General features: G+C 60.0%; 16 protein-coding genes and 2 tRNA genes. 9 read left to right on the top strand and 9 right to left on the bottom strand.

What is annotated here, in order from left to right:
* Positions 1–117: 117 nt before the first annotated feature.
* Both K359_RS0125805 and K359_RS0125810 read left to right on the top strand, forming a co-directional pair.
* On the top strand, positions 118–2,994 hold the full coding sequence (locus K359_RS0125805; protein ID WP_029081902.1) for a glycosyltransferase: 2,877 nt from the start codon (positions 118–120) through the stop codon (positions 2,992–2,994).
* 194 nt (positions 2,995–3,188) lie between these two features.
* Positions 3,189–3,264: transfer RNA gene (locus K359_RS0125810), tRNA-Lys, on the top strand.
* 798 nt (positions 3,265–4,062) lie between these two features.
* Here the strand turns inward: K359_RS0125810 and K359_RS0125815 are convergent.
* Both K359_RS0125815 and K359_RS0125820 read right to left on the bottom strand, forming a co-directional pair.
* Positions 4,063–4,305 carry a hypothetical protein gene (locus K359_RS0125815; RefSeq protein WP_029081903.1) on the bottom strand — a complete coding sequence of 81 codons (243 nt, stop codon included), beginning with the start codon at positions 4,303–4,305 and terminating at the stop codon, positions 4,063–4,065.
* 97 nt (positions 4,306–4,402) lie between these two features.
* Positions 4,403–4,636: a hypothetical protein gene (locus tag K359_RS0125820; RefSeq protein ID WP_029081904.1), complete on the bottom strand. Its 234-nt coding sequence runs from the start codon at positions 4,634–4,636 to the stop codon at positions 4,403–4,405.
* 758 nt (positions 4,637–5,394) lie between these two features.
* Between K359_RS0125820 and K359_RS61540 the strand changes: the two genes are divergently transcribed.
* Together K359_RS61540 and K359_RS0125830 are read left to right on the top strand one after the other, a co-directional pair.
* On the top strand, positions 5,395–5,577 hold the full coding sequence (locus K359_RS61540; RefSeq protein ID WP_156928666.1) for a hypothetical protein: 183 nt from the start codon (positions 5,395–5,397) through the stop codon (positions 5,575–5,577).
* Between the two features lie 89 nt (positions 5,578–5,666).
* Entirely contained in the window at positions 5,667–5,885 is a 219-nt protein-coding gene (locus K359_RS0125830) for a hypothetical protein (protein WP_029081906.1), read from the top strand.
* Positions 5,886–6,358: 473 nt separating this feature from the next.
* On the opposite strand, the gene K359_RS0125840 is transcribed toward K359_RS0125830, so the two are convergent.
* A complete protein-coding gene (locus K359_RS0125840) occupies positions 6,359–6,508 on the bottom strand; it encodes a hypothetical protein (RefSeq protein WP_156928667.1) in 150 nt (49 codons plus the stop codon).
* Between the two features lie 360 nt (positions 6,509–6,868).
* Here K359_RS0125840 and K359_RS61545 point away from each other — a divergent pair, with 360 nt between their 5' ends.
* Positions 6,869–7,204, top strand: coding sequence for a hypothetical protein (locus K359_RS61545; protein ID WP_156928668.1), 336 nt, complete (start codon positions 6,869–6,871; stop codon positions 7,202–7,204).
* 1,077 nt (positions 7,205–8,281) lie between these two features.
* On the opposite strand, the gene K359_RS0125855 is transcribed toward K359_RS61545, so the two are convergent.
* Both K359_RS0125855 and K359_RS61550 read right to left on the bottom strand, forming a co-directional pair.
* Positions 8,282–8,590, bottom strand: coding sequence for a hypothetical protein (locus K359_RS0125855; RefSeq protein WP_035977075.1), 309 nt, complete (start codon positions 8,588–8,590; stop codon positions 8,282–8,284).
* A 203-nt stretch (positions 8,591–8,793) separates the two neighbouring features.
* Positions 8,794–8,967 (bottom strand): hypothetical protein, encoded by a 174-nt coding sequence (locus tag K359_RS61550; RefSeq protein WP_156928669.1) that lies wholly within the window; start codon positions 8,965–8,967, stop codon positions 8,794–8,796.
* Between the two features lie 18 nt (positions 8,968–8,985).
* On the opposite strand from K359_RS61550, the gene K359_RS0125865 reads away from it, so the two are divergent.
* Complete coding sequence (locus K359_RS0125865) at positions 8,986–9,237, top strand: hypothetical protein (protein WP_156928670.1); 252 nt, start codon at positions 8,986–8,988, stop codon at positions 9,235–9,237.
* Positions 9,238–9,259: 22 nt separating this feature from the next.
* Here K359_RS0125865 and K359_RS0125870 read toward each other — a convergent pair whose 3' ends face one another.
* Positions 9,260–9,685, bottom strand: coding sequence for a hypothetical protein (locus K359_RS0125870; RefSeq protein WP_156928671.1), 426 nt, complete (start codon positions 9,683–9,685; stop codon positions 9,260–9,262).
* 532 nt (positions 9,686–10,217) lie between these two features.
* On the opposite strand from K359_RS0125870, the gene K359_RS61555 reads away from it, so the two are divergent.
* Positions 10,218–10,310 (top strand) — tRNA-Ser (locus tag K359_RS61555).
* Between the two features lie 515 nt (positions 10,311–10,825).
* On the opposite strand, the gene K359_RS64600 is transcribed toward K359_RS61555, so the two are convergent.
* Complete coding sequence (locus tag K359_RS64600) at positions 10,826–11,233, bottom strand: hypothetical protein (RefSeq protein WP_245284716.1); 408 nt, start codon at positions 11,231–11,233, stop codon at positions 10,826–10,828.
* A 255-nt stretch (positions 11,234–11,488) separates the two neighbouring features.
* Between K359_RS64600 and K359_RS0125880 the strand changes: the two genes are divergently transcribed.
* Positions 11,489–11,761, top strand: a complete 273-nt coding sequence (locus K359_RS0125880) for a hypothetical protein (RefSeq protein WP_029081911.1) — start codon at positions 11,489–11,491, stop codon at positions 11,759–11,761.
* Between the two features lie 32 nt (positions 11,762–11,793).
* On the opposite strand, the gene K359_RS0125885 is transcribed toward K359_RS0125880, so the two are convergent.
* Entirely contained in the window at positions 11,794–12,027 is a 234-nt protein-coding gene (locus K359_RS0125885) for a hypothetical protein (RefSeq protein WP_029081912.1), read from the bottom strand.
* Positions 12,028–12,506: 479 nt separating this feature from the next.
* Between K359_RS0125885 and K359_RS53055 the strand changes: the two genes are divergently transcribed.
* Entirely contained in the window at positions 12,507–13,016 is a 510-nt protein-coding gene (locus K359_RS53055) for a nuclear transport factor 2 family protein (protein ID WP_051346412.1), read from the top strand.
* A 253-nt stretch (positions 13,017–13,269) separates the two neighbouring features.
* On the opposite strand, the gene K359_RS53060 is transcribed toward K359_RS53055, so the two are convergent.
* On the bottom strand, positions 13,270–14,314 hold a 1,045-nt coding region (locus K359_RS53060; RefSeq protein ID WP_051346414.1), incomplete at its 5' end, for a calcium-binding protein.

Here is a 14,314-nt window from a genome sequence, read left to right on the forward strand (position 1 = left end):
CACACCAGTTGTTAAATCGGATGGCGGAGATATCTTTGCCTCCGCCGCCGTGTTGGTCGAACCCAGGGGACGGGTTCGCTTCGTCCTCACTCTCAGGCCCCGTATGGTTTAACCGCGATGCGCGCCGTCGTCGCCGTCCTGTTGCTTGTCACCGCCGCCCACGCCGCCCTGTGGGGTCTCTTCCAGGAGAAGCAGTCGGCGCCCGATTTCCGTGGCACGCTGCCGAGCCTGTCCTACGCCCCGTTCGAGCCAGGCCACACCGTCGCGGATGTCGCCGCCGACACCGAGAAGGTGCGCACCGACCTAAGAAAGCTCTCCACGCTCACAAAGGCGGTCCGTCTCTATTCGTCGACTGAAGGCAATGAGTTGGTGCCGCCGGTCGCCGCCGAGTTCGGCATGAAGGTCACGGTCGGCGCGTGGATCGACAAGGACGCCAACCGCAACAGCCGCGAGCTGTTCAGTGCGATCAATCTCGCCAAGCGCAACAGCAATGTCATCGGCATCGTCGTCGGCAACGAAACTGTGTTCCGCGGCGAGCAGGTCCCGATCGAGAACCTCGGACCATTGCCCAAGGCGGACGACCCGAGCCCTGACGAGGCCGAGCGCTATCGCGAGGATTTTGCTCGCTTCCTTCGCGACGACGCCCCGCGCATTCAGCGCGAGGAGGACGCACGCCTCCACGATGTGGAAGCCCAGCCCGAGGACAAGCGCGCCGAGGCGAAGCAATGGGCAATTGCCGAGAACAACGTGCACCGGCTGATCAGGGTGATCCAGGCGGTCAAGAAATCGGTCAACGTTCCCGTCACGACCGGCGAAATCTGGAACATCTGGCGCGATCATCCGCAGCTCGCCAATTCGGCTGACTTCATCGCCGCGCACGTGCTGCCCTACTGGGAAAACTTCACCGACAAGCAGGCGGTGGACCAGGCGGTCGACCGCTACAATTTGCTGCGCGACTCGTTTCCCGGCAAGCGCATCCTGATCGCCGAATTCGGCTGGCCGAGCCAGGGCTACAATCTGCGCAGCGCCGAGCCCGGTCCATTCCAGCAGGCCACCGTACTGCGCAACTTCGTCGCGCGGGCCGAAGCCATCGGCATGGACTACAACATCGTCGAAGCCATCGATCAGCCCTGGAAATTCAACGAAGGCGGCGTCGGTCCGTACTGGGGCATCCTCAACGCCGACCGCGAGGCGAAGTTTTCCTGGACCGGCCCGGTCACCGATCTGAACTACTGGAAGATCGCGCTGGTCGCCGTCCTTGTCGGGCTGTTCATGTCGCTGCCGATCCTGCGGCTGGACCAGCCGACCGTGATGCAGGCGCTGCTGCTGTCGGCCGCTGCCAACGGCGTCGGCGCGTGGGTTGCGACCGTGTTCTCTTACTGGACCACGCACTACTTCGTCTGGGGCTCGGCCTTTGCGCTCAGCCTTGGCCTGGTGCTGCTGGTTCCGCTGGTCTTGATCGCGATGGCGCGAATCGAGGAGATCGCTGCGGTGGCATTCGGTCGCGGCCCGCGCCGGTTGATCGGCAAGAGCGAACCGCTTGCGCCCGCCACGGTCGGCGAGAGCGTGACGTTCCCGAAAGTCTCGATCCACATCCCGGCCTATTTCGAACCGGTCGAGATGCTGAAGCAGACGCTCGATGCGGTGTCGCGGCTCGACTATCCGAATTTCGAGTGCGTCTGCATCATCAACAACACGCCCGATCCCGACTTCTGGCGGCCGATCCAGGATCACTGCCGGCTGCTCGGCGAGCGCTTCAAGTTCATCAATGCCGAGAAGGTGCAGGGCTTCAAGGCCGGCGCGCTGCGCATCGCGATGGAGCGGACTGCCGTTGATGCCGAGATCATCGGCATCATTGATGCCGACTACGTCGTGCATCCGGACTGGCTGAAGGATCTCGTGCCGGCCTTCGCCGATCCGCGCGTCGGCCTGGTGCAGGCGCCGCAGGAGCATCGCGACGGCGACCGCTCGCTGATGCACTACATCATGAACGGCGAATATGCCGGCTTCTTCGACATCGGCATGGTCCAGCGCAACGAGTTCAACGCCATCATCGTGCACGGCACGATGTGCCTGATCCGCCGCGCCGCGATGGACAAGGCCGGCGGCTGGTCCAGCGACACGATCTGCGAGGACACCGATCTCGGCCTCTCGATCCAGCAGCAGGGCTGGCTCACGCACTACACCAATGTGCGCTACGGCGAAGGCCTGCTGCCCGACACCTACGAGGCCTTCAAGAAGCAGCGCCACCGCTGGGCCTATGGCGGCTTCCAGATCGTCAAGAAGCACTGGCGGCGCTTCCTGCCCGGCGCCAGCCGGCTGACGCCCGACCAGCGCCGCGAATTCTCGCTCGGCTGGCTCAACTGGCTCGGCGCCGAGAGCCTCGGCGTGGTGGTCGCGATCCTCAATCTGATCTGGGTGCCGATCGTCGCTTTCGCCGACATCGCGATCCCCGACAAGATCCTGACCTTGCCGATCATCGCCTCCTTCATCGTCTCGCTGGTGCACTTCGTGGCGCTCTACCGGCTGCGGGTGAACATCAAGGCCGCCCAGATGCTGGGCGCCATGATCGCGGCGATGAGCGTGCAGTGGACGGTGTCGCGCGCGGTGGCGCAGGGCCTGATCACCGAGCATCTCGCCTTCGCCCGCACCTCCAAGGGCGGCCTGTCGCGGATGTCGATCGAGTTCCAGGCGTTCTGGGAAGCCGTGATCGGCGTGCTGCTCTTGGTCGGCGCCATCGTGCTTGTCGTCACCAACGGCTACAAGCAGGTGCGCGAGATCTATATCTTCGCCGGCGTGCTGGTGCTGCAAAGCCTGCCGTTCCTTGCCGCGGTTTCCATCGCGATCCTGGAGAATTCGCGGATCAACGAGTTCTCGTTCTGGCGCAACAGCGCGATCCGGACGGCGGAACTGATCGGGTTGCGCCCGGTCAGCCTGCCTTCGGTCGCCGCCCCGTCGCAGCCGGTCGGATCGGAAATCCGCCACGACGGCTGAGCCGACTTCAAGAAACGGCCCTAACCACAGGTGGGGGAACAGCAAATCCAGCGGATCGATGCACAATTGACCGCCCCTCGGCTATTGACCCGATGGGCCCTGCCCCCTACACAGCGCGGGCTGGAGCAAGATCCCAAGTGCGGGCTAACCTGCGGGTTACCCTGCTGACGTCCGGATCCGATGTTCAGGTGAGTGAGCGCGTAGCTCAGGCGGTAGAGCACGTGACTTTTAATCATGGGGTCGAGGGTTCGAGTCCCTCCGCGCTCACCAATAAAATCAAATACTTAACTCGAAATATTAGCTACCGAGATTTTGTTCAGGGGCACAGCGGGGGCAGCAGGCGTGACCTCTGCGCGGTCATCGTTGGCTTCAAATTAAACCTCAAGCAAACGATCCGAGATCGTCTTGCTGAAGCTCGCCGGCAAGTACTGGAAGAACGAGCGCAGCCGGCCGTCGCGTTGCCCCCTCAGACCTCCCAATGCGGATTCCGGAGATACGACCGAGCGTGGGTCATGACGCCCTGCAATTGAACGCTAGCAGTCCCGCTAATCTGGATGATCCGGGCACGCGGTCAGCTCGTTCATTCCGAAGTGCAGGCACGAAACGGCCCCAGCATGGGGATTGCCGGGGCCGTCATTCCGTCTCTGCTGGGGGCGCGGGCGCCAGTGAGCAGGCCGCCTCGCTTCGGCAGAACGCCGGTACATCCCGGCGGCCCGAATTGTACTCGACGTCGCAGCGTTCCTGCCGAGGTCTCACGGGGTACCCCGCAGGGCACATGCGGCCCGCCGCTATCCATCGAGGATTGTGTCCCAAATCGCGGCCGCCACCACCGCGATCCCGTCATTGCCTACTGGCGACGTGCACGGGCGAATTTGAGCTTGGCTGCGGCGGTCCCATGGTTGCCCAAACGGCAACGGCGATAGCCGATGCAGCCAATACGGCCTTTGTCGCGATCTTCTCGCTCCTCATGCCTGGAAGCCTCCGACCTTTGCACAGCGCATCATTAGGAGCTTGCCAGCGTATGCTCATCACCCGATTGGGTGAATGCCGACAAACAACTGACGGCGTTCACTCGTCGTCGAGCGGAAGAGAAAGCGCCGAAGGCGACTTTTGCTCGCAACCTGTTCGTCCCTTGAGCGGCAACGTAACAGCAGCCGCCTCGGTCGTCCTGCCCATGAACTGGTCCAGATTGGCGTCCGACGACCACTCCACATAGCCAACGACCGCAAAGGCAAGCACTGCTACGATGAGAACTCCAGCCACCGAAGCTGCGGCCGTTCTCGACCAGTTTTCGCTGCTGAATAATGGCATCGCGATTCTCCGACACCGGGTTTGGCCCGTTCGTTAGATCGACTCGCGATTTTCAAATGTGAACGGCCTTACATCTCACGCGCACTTGATCTGCCCGTTAGCAAATCAGCAACCGGGCGGCGTCGATCACCGACTTCATCTGCATCAAAATCTCATATGGCTTGCCGGCGCCGCGGATGATGCGAAGCATGTTTGCTGCGACATCGCGGATAGTCCGCTCAACGTCGTTTTTCACGCGTTCTAGCGCGCGCTGCGCCTCAGCGTCCCGCTCTTGCTTCTCGCGCTCTTCCTTGTCGGGCCCGCTGCCCTCGATGATCCTGAAATCTGGCATGGCCGCTCTCCCTGCCCCCGCAGCCTGCCCTCAACCGCGTCCCCTGCCAAGCCCCAGGGAGCACCCGTCGATGCCGCAAAACAGCCGGCAGCGGACGAGAAGTTCGCGCACCCGCTAGCCGACAGGATCGAAAGCCATATCTATGCGTTGACCGGTTAAGCCCAAATGGGAGGTCAACAATGACTAACGACCGAAGCCGACGGGCACCAAAAGCGCAAAAAGCACTCCACGACAATCGAGAGCGCCTAAAGGCGGAGCGGCTGGCGCGGGAGGCTGAAGCGGCCAACCGCACAAAAGCAGGTTAAGCGTCATCTGGATGACCGCGGAGGACCAAGCCTGGACCTCTGCCTGGTGGAGGGTGAAATGGCCCTGCACTTTCGCCGCGTGGATACTGCTGAGGATCTGGAAATTTGGATCGCAAGCAGCGACGACTATTCATTCGTTATCAGCAGCGAGAGCCGAAGTGGACCTGGCCTACATGGAGAGCCCGGTTTTGTTGCGTCATATCGCCCAGACTTTCTGAATATGCCCGCGGCTCAAGTGTCCGGATCGCCCTTCAGCACGTTCGCTGAAGCCGAGCGGGCCTGCAATGCGTTCCTGGGTCGCCTCATTATCGAGGGATGACTACCGGAGCTCCCGATCACTGAAAGGATCGGCGTCGATCGGGATTTCAGCGCCAATAGGATTGCGGGGCCAGAAAGCGAAGTGCGGCAGGATCACTGGCTTGTAGCCGGCCACCGTCGGCGCATAGTCCCCCGATGATCGAGCAGCGACCAGCTTTCATGGCTTGCAAGAATCCCGGCACCGGCTGGAGGATCGATATTCTATGGCCCAATGGCGAAACAGAAGTCATCAAGGGTTTTGTTACGGAGCACGACGCGGCCAAGTGGATTTCTGAGCACTCGACGACGTGGCAAGAAAATCCGGACCAACCGCGCTAGACGATTGACCCACCATTGGTGATCGCCACCCATAGGCGACCGATTCCTAGCGGCTTCTCTCCGAACGCGATCGGCGCGATCATCGGTTCATGCCCTGGCGCCGCAAGCCCGCTCAATTCCTCCGCTACTGGACTGGTCCGGTCGATCGCAACGGCGACTTCAAAACGGTGCTGATCTTCTGCGTCGGCTGGGATTGGCACGACATCTCGGCGCACCTCAAGTGCACTGCCTGCGGCAAGGTCGGCTGGGTCGACACTCGCCTGGACTGGGGCGAGGTGATCGACTTCGCCAAGGGGGTATCTGGATGATGCTGGGCCGGCGCCCTGCGGAACTCTTTTCGCTTTTTCGCGCTTATTGATTCCGTTTTGGGCAGGCAACGTCAGCTTTGGAGAGAGGAGCCATGAAGCGAAGACGACGCCGGCGGGCTACGCAAATTATCCCCCTTGAAGACCGTCTTGGCCAAGAAGCCAACGAGCTACGCCAGCGAGCTAGAAAGCTTCCCCCATGCCGAGAGCGGGAAGTATTGCTGAGAAGGGCGCGGCACAACGAGACCACTGCTCATTTGACCCAGTGGCTCATGTCCCCCGGTCCACGGGCTCCAATCTAGGAGCGCGCCGATGAACACGAACCACCACCCTATTGACGGCATCGAGGCCGCCTTTGTCTGCACAGCGGCGCTGTCTTTTGTGGCTCTGATCGCAAGCGTGGCTTGGCTCCTTCTCGGATGAAGTGCCCACAAGCCGCCTCCCCGGTAATCGAACCTGGGACGGCTAAGGCCGTCTCAGTCGTCTTCTGTGATTTTGCCCTTGCCGTCGCAGGCCTTGCATTTAACCGGATAGATTTTGTGGCCCGCCCGAGCAGGCTGCTCAACCGGCGGGAAGCCCGTTCCATTGCAGGCCGGGCAGATATGCTCTTTGATCTTCGTCTGCATTTGAAGCCCCTCCGGCCGCCTCAGTTGGCTGGCCGCTTTCAATAGTGCTGCAATTCAATTTAGTCGCGGGCCTGTTCGCATAAAGACGCCCAGACATACCCCCGCGGGGGTAATCCGTCTGAGACATGAACCATGGCACGCATTGTGCAGACTCCTCACATGTCGGGGATTTTGCGCATCCTTCCCGGGGCTAGATCAACGCCGCCAGCGTGCATTTTAAGCTTGGCGGCGTTGCGCTGTTTTAGCCCATAGAAAAAGGCCCCAGCGAAACCGGAGCGTTCCCCGCAGCCATCAAGAATTGCCACTTTCTCCCGGATGAACCGGGTAGATAAGGAACGATCGGACCGACCGAACGTCTATATGAAGCTTCCAGCCAAGGGCGCCCCCCGACTGCTGGAGGAAAACCCGTATCGCTCGGGTTGGCGGCCCCCAGGTTGGGGCCGCTTCGTTGGGTTCGGCAAACGGGCCCCCCGATACCTATCTTCCCGGTATGCCCATCACCCGAAAGCCGATCGAGATCCCACCAAAGGTCGCCGCCAGTTCGCTGCGGATATGCAGGCCTATCACGCCGAGCAGGACGACATTCGACGCGACCGGATCGCGGTCGGCACACGGCACATGCTGCTCGAGCACATGCCGGCCGGCACCAAGCTGCGGCTGAGCGAGGTGAAAGAACTATTCGAGTTGATGCGATGAGCGTGGTCTTGAACGGCCGCCGCGCCTGCCTGGTTTGAAACCGGCCCGCAATCGAGCGCGCGCGGCGCGGAAATGAAGCGGGCGCCCGTCGCCTACAATGGGGTGAAAAGCAGAAGGCCGGCGGTTGCGTCGCCGGCCCTCCATGCCCCACCGAGATGGCTCTCCGGACGGGGGTGGGTTCTGGCTTTCGCCAATATCCACCCTTGGAGCTTGCACTATCGTCGACGACGCGGCAACGGCTCCCGATTGTGTATAGCTGTGGACCGATCCCGATTTTCAGCGATCAGAACGGCTATGACGAACGGGCGGATTGTCTCGATCCAAAATCACTGTTTTTGAACTCTGCGTCGGCCGCGAGAAGCCCCCGTCGAACTGGTGATAGCCGTCAACCCGCTGCTCATCGCGCACACGAGGTGACGCTCTCTCGACTCCGTTCCAAGTATCGGATCCCGACATGATGCGCTCCTGCCGTAGTTCATAGGTTGGCGGATTAACACCATTGTTCGGGTAAAACTGTGCCGTCGTCGCCACATCGTCCAAGCAATCCGACGCATCGTGGCAGTATTCCAGGCGCTAATTATTCGTGAATTGCTCGCACCGATGCCCGTAGAAATACTGAACTCGCGATGGTGGCGATATTCTTGATTACCGGGTGCGTTGGCGTCTTGGCTGTAGGAGCCACACTAGCGGTGATCATCTATTTCGATGCTCGCGCTGAGCGCAGGGGCCGACAGTAAGTCCGCCTCAAAGGAATGCACGGGGACGTAGCTCACTCGTTTCCTGCGGCCCTATCGCTGCGCTCTCTCTCGCGCCGCAGTCAGGTCCGCCTTCGCGCGCGAGACTTCATCATCGGCGGACGTTCGCTGCGGAGGCAACTCACCGAGGTTTCGCGCCCACGGCTCGCCGGTGAGAGGCGCAGTGGCGCGCTCTGATCTGGCGCAACTAGTCACAAAGAGCCCCACGAGAGCAAGTGTGACTGAGCACGCGGTAACTTGGCGAGCCTTCTTCATCGTACCGCATCAGGCCGCCTCAAACGAACGGACGTCAAGCGCTCCGATGGTCGTGGATCGCCGCTGGCTACGGCTTCACGGGATCGGTGATCGGTCCGCCTTGGGCTTTGGCAGTCGCCGCCTGGCGCTCGCGCGCGGCCATCAGTTCACCCTGAAGCTTCGATCGTTCGTCAGCCGTCATGGCGGGATTTTTGCGCGGCGGCGGCAAATCTTCGACCGGGAGATATGTGCCTGATTTGGGGCCCGCGGGCATTTCGGCCCGGGCATCCATCAGCGATGAACCGGTGGAGGTCGCACAACCGCAAAGCGACAGGCCCAACAGCAACATCCCGGCGGCGAAGACAACTCGCCGCTGACGAAAATACACAACAAACATGATTGGCCATTTCCTCAATCATTGCGGGCCAATTATGTCCGCCGGCTGTCCCCGCGTGACGCGGTTAATCGCACGTTACGGCCGCGGTTCCCGGAACCATGTGTTCGCCGGAGTTGCTGAACGAAACCCGCCGGCGTCACCACCGGCGGATCGTGATTAGAGCCCTCGCCGGTTGCCCTTCCGGCGCGACCGTCGACGGCGTTCTATGTGCGCCCCGCCGAAGGCTCTTCCACCTTCGAAGCGTTCGCATCGAAGTCCGCCATATATCGCTCCTGAAGGCCCTCGATCATCTCCACTAGATGAAAGACGGCAAAGACCAGCTTGGGACCGGTCCCGTCATCGGTATCGGACATCAGGCCTGCCGTGATCTGAGCCATCCGCAAACAGTCACAGAGATGGCCCCTCCATCTCGCGATACGCCTCGGCGTGCCTTCGGTCCCTGGCGCTGTTCACCGGCAACCGTGCTGGTGTTCTGCGTCGGTTGCAGTCACCACAATGCGCGGCTGAAGCTCGCCGATCTTCCGGATTGGGATTGGTACGACATCTCGGCGCACCTCAACTGCACCGCTTGCGGCAAGGTCGGATGGGTCGATACAGGCCTGGACTGGAGCGAAGTGATCGACTTCGCGAAGGGCGTGTTTGGCTAGAGCCAGCTCAGGACCGGTCCCGTTAGAGTACGAAGGTCGTACCAAGATTAAGGATCATTTTGACCATCCACTGGCCCCTGATCGTAAAGGTCATCGGAATCGTGTTTGGTATTCCGAAGTTGAACATGACACTCCCGCTCGGATTGAATGCCACGCCCGACAACTCATCGGGCAGAAACGACACGTTTTGCGAGACATCACCGCGATGCCCTTTAATGTTTTTCAATGACCAGGGGCCGCCAATGCTCCGCATAAATTGCGTATCAAGTGCGAAGTCCGTGTCTGAAACGCCGCCTCCAGAAACTGGCCCGGCGCAACCTAGAAGCGCAGCGATGTTAGCTTTTCTGCTGCCAATCTTGAACGATATCGACGCGGTGCCCGTCGACGAATTTACCTTCAAATGGTGTGCGGCAATAAACCAATCATCAGCTTTCGTGTCGGCGGACATGACCGCCTCCTCACTGGTTGAATAGTTAAAGGGGCGCGGTTCGGCCTCACCAATCGGCAATATGAACGACTGCAACAATCCTCACGAAAATACATAGCACCCGGCCTGCGATGCTTCTGTGAACTTACGCACACAACCGGAGCCCAGATATAGAATTCAACCAATGCCGATCACGCGCAAACCGCTTGAAATCCCGCCGGCGGTCGCCCGTCAATTCGCTGCGGATATGCAGGCCTATCACGCCGAGCAGGACAGCCCGACGCGACCGGATCGCTGTCGACACCAGGCACGTGCTACTCGAGCACATGCCTGCCGGCACCAAGCTGCGGCTGAGCGAAGTGAAGAGCTATTCAAGTTAATGCGGTGAGGATGGTACACTGGAAATCGTGGCGCTGACGGTCGGAAATCCGCTTTGCGGAGCTGCTACCGCCGGGGTCCTCTCACCGGGACCCGCCGAATGAGGACCTGTATCCCCTCGGCCGTAACATGAAGCTGCGGCGGCTGAGCCAGGCGATCACGGCAGCGCCTGGCTGAGCGCGAATGGGTTCTCGCGCGCATCACCGAAACGGCCTGATTTGACTTTTAGTCATGGGGTCGAGGGTTCGAGCCCCTCTCGCGCTTACCAAATCATGAGCTAAGTCAACTACTTGCTGCACAACACATGGTCGCTCGTGTTCGTGTCCGGACCAGGTCCGCAATTGGCTGGGTATCGTGATGGGTAGATTACCCCCGCCCGGCTCGCCGAAAAACGATATCCATTCTCCGTCTGAATTGGCTGGCCAAGCGAGGCCATTAGCAAATCAGCAAGCAGGTCGGCGCAGGCTTTCCGGAGGGACGGGACCGATGGGGATCGTAGAGTACGGTCACGTTTCGGGAGGAGCTGGCGCGCGGCCCTGGCGCCGGCTCTTCTTCCAAACGTTTGTGTGAGCCAAGCAACAGTCGTTTGGCGCAAGTCCTGCTAGGCTATTGATACTGGGAATTCAGGGCCCCAGCGCTGGAAATAACAGGGCGCCGCCGGGACAAACCATTTCGCGCCCGGCGGCGTACTTTTACAAGTTGCATCGAAGGCCCAGCGTCACGCGGCGTGCCATCCGCTGAATATCCGCGAGGAGCAAGGAGACGCTAGGATCGGCGTAGCTATCATTGATGCTCTGATGAGACGAAGGTCTGATCATCCACCGGTCCCGGATCGTTAGGTTGGCTGCGTTCATCGTCGCCAACCGTAGCCTTGGTTTCGATCTGCTCTAGGCTGTCGCTCGCGGAAACTGCCCGATCATCATCGAAGCGAGCCAATGCCGCTTCGATGAGGTCGATCTCCTCGCGAAGAATGCCGCTCAAGACCGATGGCTGGAAACCGGGAACGCTCTTGGTTTGAAGGTCGTCAAACAGCCGCTTGCGATGGTCTCTGATCTCTTCCAGCGCTCGGCGATTCTTCAAAGACACGTAGCCAGCGATGATTTGCTCTATGGCGTTCATCGGAAAACCCAAACTAAAATGATTAACGTAATACAATCGTTCCATTAAAGCGGCCGAGGTGCTTACTGACAAGGCCCCGTCCTCAATTGTAGGTCGCTAGCGCTAATCGGCGGCCCGACCTAACGCTGATGGTAGGTCAATTTGGGACATGCCCCCTGGCACAAAGTGCATAGTAGGCAAGTGCTCGTATTTTCCACTTTCCCTCGTCTACGCGACGCATTGCGGGTGAGCCACGATGAAACGACCAAAACGCTTGATCTAAAGAAAGCACGTCGAGAGAATGCGATTGCACCGGGGCGGGCGCGCGCATCATTGGGACCTTGAGGAATGATCGACGACAGAAATGGCGAAGCGGCGACCGAGTACAGTCCTGCCTTCGTCATCTTGGTGGATGGCTACATTACCCAAGGTAACCTAGCGGCGCTTCAAGGCCTCCGGTCTATCTACACCGCGGCTACACGCAGACCTCTTGTTTCCAGCCGAGAGGACAACCTCAGCCTCATTGCAATCTTCAAAGCGCGCCTCGAGCTCCTGGATGAGGCCATCACCATGGTCAGTCTCGACGCGCTCAAGCGACGTCTCATAAAAGAGCGATCATGAGATGCACATTGCAACAACCGCTGTTCAGACAACTACGTTCGGTCTCGCTCCAACTCGGCAACCAACTCAAATTTCGAGCGCAGCTCTCTGCAGATGCGCTCGAGCCGATCATGTAATTCATAGAGATCCTGCGGCGCGGCGACCACAGTTGTCCGAAACCCGAGCCGCTTGTCCTCGCTGATTTGAAAGAAGGCGGTCAATCCAAACCGTTCCAGGATCAATTCGTGAAGCTGGTCTTTGGTGATCTTTTGCTTTTGTAATGACATTGAAAAAAGCCGATCTCTAAAATTCCTTCCTTTTGCTTTTTGCGCAGCACTCCTGCAAGCGCTTTGTAGCATCACCCGTAATTGCCCGGGCCCGCAGCCACCCCCTCCGGGGTAATCATCTGGTGGCTTGCAGAACGATAGCCTCACTCTCTTGGTGGCTCCGAATGTATGTCGCGTTTCGCGCTCTGGAGTTCGGCTAGCAAGTCCCTGATGTCGTCCAACGTAAGCGGATCGGAGATGCGCCCGGCAAGCTCCGTGAGGTGCCCGATTTTCTTATCCAACTCTGCGCATCGCGCGCACATGGGGCGATTGCTCCTGCGTTCGAAGCAAGTAAAACCGGTTGCGCTCTTTTCCTCAAGGACCGCCGACGAGCTGCCTCCCAAAGAATATGGCTATTCCGTATAGGCTCCGGCCTGGAAATGCTCTAAATATCACCTGGAGAGAACGGCATTTAGGTGGGGAATATGTCCTGTGACCCGATGGCCGCCGCTATTGATTGGCTGGATGCTTACCGCTCGCGCGACCTCGATACTCTCATGTCATTGTTTGGGGACGAAGCGATCCTTGAATGCACCTGTTGTGTTTCCGAGACGGTCGTCGGGAAAGAGCCGTTGAGGGCGTTTTGGCCTGAACGGTTCAAAGACTGTGGCGCTTCGATCGAGGTGCACGACTTGGTGCCCGAAAGCGATGGGGCTTCAATTTCCTATATCGCTCGCGACGAGCTGGTGATGGCCACCTTGAAGCTCGCCCCCGATGGCAAGATAGCCTTCATGCGGTGGGGCCGTCCGCCCATGCCATCAGAAAAGCGGTTGGATACACCGATCGACGAGGAGTTTCCATTTTTTGTCCTGGAACGGATCGACGGAATTTATCGAGACTTGCTTAGCCCGTTTGGCTCGCTGAATGAAGCGCTCTCCAACGTGAAGAACTCACCACCTGGCGAATACGCAATCTTGCATCTGGGCGAGATCGTTTGGCCGCAAAGGTAGTGCGTCAGTTCGTTTCTGCGTTACCGCATTCCCGACATTGGCGGCCGCGCTGCGTTGCAGTTCGCGCTAAAAGGAACCTCACCGGCTCTTCTTAATTTGCGTGAATGAAGCAACAGTTGATGGGCGTGGTCCTTGCCGCGCTATCTGGACTGGGAATTCATGGCCCAGCGCTGGACGTTTGAAAACAGGAAGGCCGCCTCGACAGGCGGCCTTCTCTCGTAGGTCTGACAAGTTCAAGCGATCACGGCGTCGGTCAGCTGAACTTGAACATGCTCGCGTCCAGCTGTCCCGGCGCGATGCCGATCAGCCAAACCGCGCTGCCCGCGGCGTCGGTGATGATCGTGGTGTTGATCCCGGCAACGTAGGTCTCGTGGGCCTGGACATCGGCGAATGAATGCAGCGATGTGCCCGCGAAGTTGACGAAGTCATTCACTCCGCCTGTATTGAAGTCCTGGATGACCATGATCTCCTGGCTGGTGTCGCTGATATTGAAGGTGTCGGCCCCACCGCCACCCCAGGCATAGTCAACGCCGCCGCCGCCAGTGATGTTGTCGGCTCCGGTGCCCATCAGGAACACGTCGACGCCGCTGCCGCCGGTCACCGTGTCGCCGCCGTTGGAGCCGTAAACATAGTTCTGGCCAGAACCGCCGTAGATGACGTTGCCGTCGGTCTCGCCCGACGAGATGAAGATGTTCAAGCCCGAACCGCCGAACATCGTATCGACGCCGGTGCCGCCGTAGAAGTAGTTGGTGCCTTGCCCGCCATAGAGGTAGTCGGCACCGGCTTCGCCGTACATCACGTTGACATCGCTCGCGGCAGTCCCTCCCGAGCCGATCAAGGTGTCGGTGCCGGCGCCGCCAAACAGATAGTTGAAGCCGGAACCGCCATACTCCACGTCATTGCCGTCCTCTCCCAGCAGAACGTCGAGACCGGCGCCGCCGATCAGAACGTCATTGCCAGCTCCCGCATAGATGTAGTCGTTGCCGTCGCCGGCATCGCCATAGTCGTCGCCGTTGCCGAGAACGAGGATGTCAGCTCCGGCACCTCCGTAGGCGGTATCATTGCCGTCGTTGCCGTAGAGGGAATTGTTGCCGGCATTGCCCGTCAAAACATTGTTCAATGCGTTGCCGCTGCCGGTGAGATTACCGGATCCGTCCAGGATCAGATTCTCGACGTTGGCGGTCAGGGCATAGGTGATGGTGGTGTGAACGGTGTCGGTGCCCTCGCCGCTGTTTTCGGTCACCACATCGCCGGCATTGTCGACGAAGTAGGTGTCGTTGCCGAGCCCGCCGGCCATC

Source organism: Bradyrhizobium sp. th-b2 (assembly GCF_000426785.1).
GTDB classification, from domain to species: Bacteria; Pseudomonadota; Alphaproteobacteria; order Rhizobiales; family Xanthobacteraceae; genus Bradyrhizobium; species Bradyrhizobium septentrionale.

What these genes read in the sequence shown, in the direction of transcription:
- K359_RS0125885 (WP_029081912.1), bottom strand. Translation starts at nt 12,027, where the DNA reads ATGTCATTACAAAAGCAAAAGATCACCAAAGACCAGCTTCACGAATTG.
- K359_RS0125855 (WP_035977075.1), bottom strand. Translation starts at nt 8,590, where the DNA reads ATGTTTGTTGTGTATTTTCGTCAGCGGCGAGTTGTCTTCGCCGCCGGG.
- K359_RS0125870 (WP_156928671.1), bottom strand. Translation starts at nt 9,685, where the DNA reads ATGTCCGCCGACACGAAAGCTGATGATTGGTTTATTGCCGCACACCAT.
- K359_RS61545 (WP_156928668.1), top strand. Translation starts at nt 6,869, where the DNA reads ATGAAGCTTCCAGCCAAGGGCGCCCCCCGACTGCTGGAGGAAAACCCG.
- K359_RS0125880 (WP_029081911.1), top strand. Translation starts at nt 11,489, where the DNA reads ATGATCGACGACAGAAATGGCGAAGCGGCGACCGAGTACAGTCCTGCC.
- K359_RS0125865 (WP_156928670.1), top strand. Translation starts at nt 8,986, where the DNA reads ATGGCCCCTCCATCTCGCGATACGCCTCGGCGTGCCTTCGGTCCCTGG.
- K359_RS61550 (WP_156928669.1), bottom strand. Translation starts at nt 8,967, where the DNA reads ATGGCTCAGATCACGGCAGGCCTGATGTCCGATACCGATGACGGGACC.
- K359_RS0125840 (WP_156928667.1), bottom strand. Translation starts at nt 6,508, where the DNA reads ATGCAGACGAAGATCAAAGAGCATATCTGCCCGGCCTGCAATGGAACG.
- K359_RS0125815 (WP_029081903.1), bottom strand. Translation starts at nt 4,305, where the DNA reads ATGCCATTATTCAGCAGCGAAAACTGGTCGAGAACGGCCGCAGCTTCG.
- K359_RS61540 (WP_156928666.1), top strand. Translation starts at nt 5,395, where the DNA reads ATGATCGAGCAGCGACCAGCTTTCATGGCTTGCAAGAATCCCGGCACC.
- K359_RS0125805 (WP_029081902.1), top strand. Translation starts at nt 118, where the DNA reads ATGCGCGCCGTCGTCGCCGTCCTGTTGCTTGTCACCGCCGCCCACGCC.
- K359_RS0125820 (WP_029081904.1), bottom strand. Translation starts at nt 4,636, where the DNA reads ATGCCAGATTTCAGGATCATCGAGGGCAGCGGGCCCGACAAGGAAGAG.
- K359_RS0125830 (WP_029081906.1), top strand. Translation starts at nt 5,667, where the DNA reads ATGCCCTGGCGCCGCAAGCCCGCTCAATTCCTCCGCTACTGGACTGGT.
- K359_RS53055 (WP_051346412.1), top strand. Translation starts at nt 12,507, where the DNA reads ATGGCCGCCGCTATTGATTGGCTGGATGCTTACCGCTCGCGCGACCTC.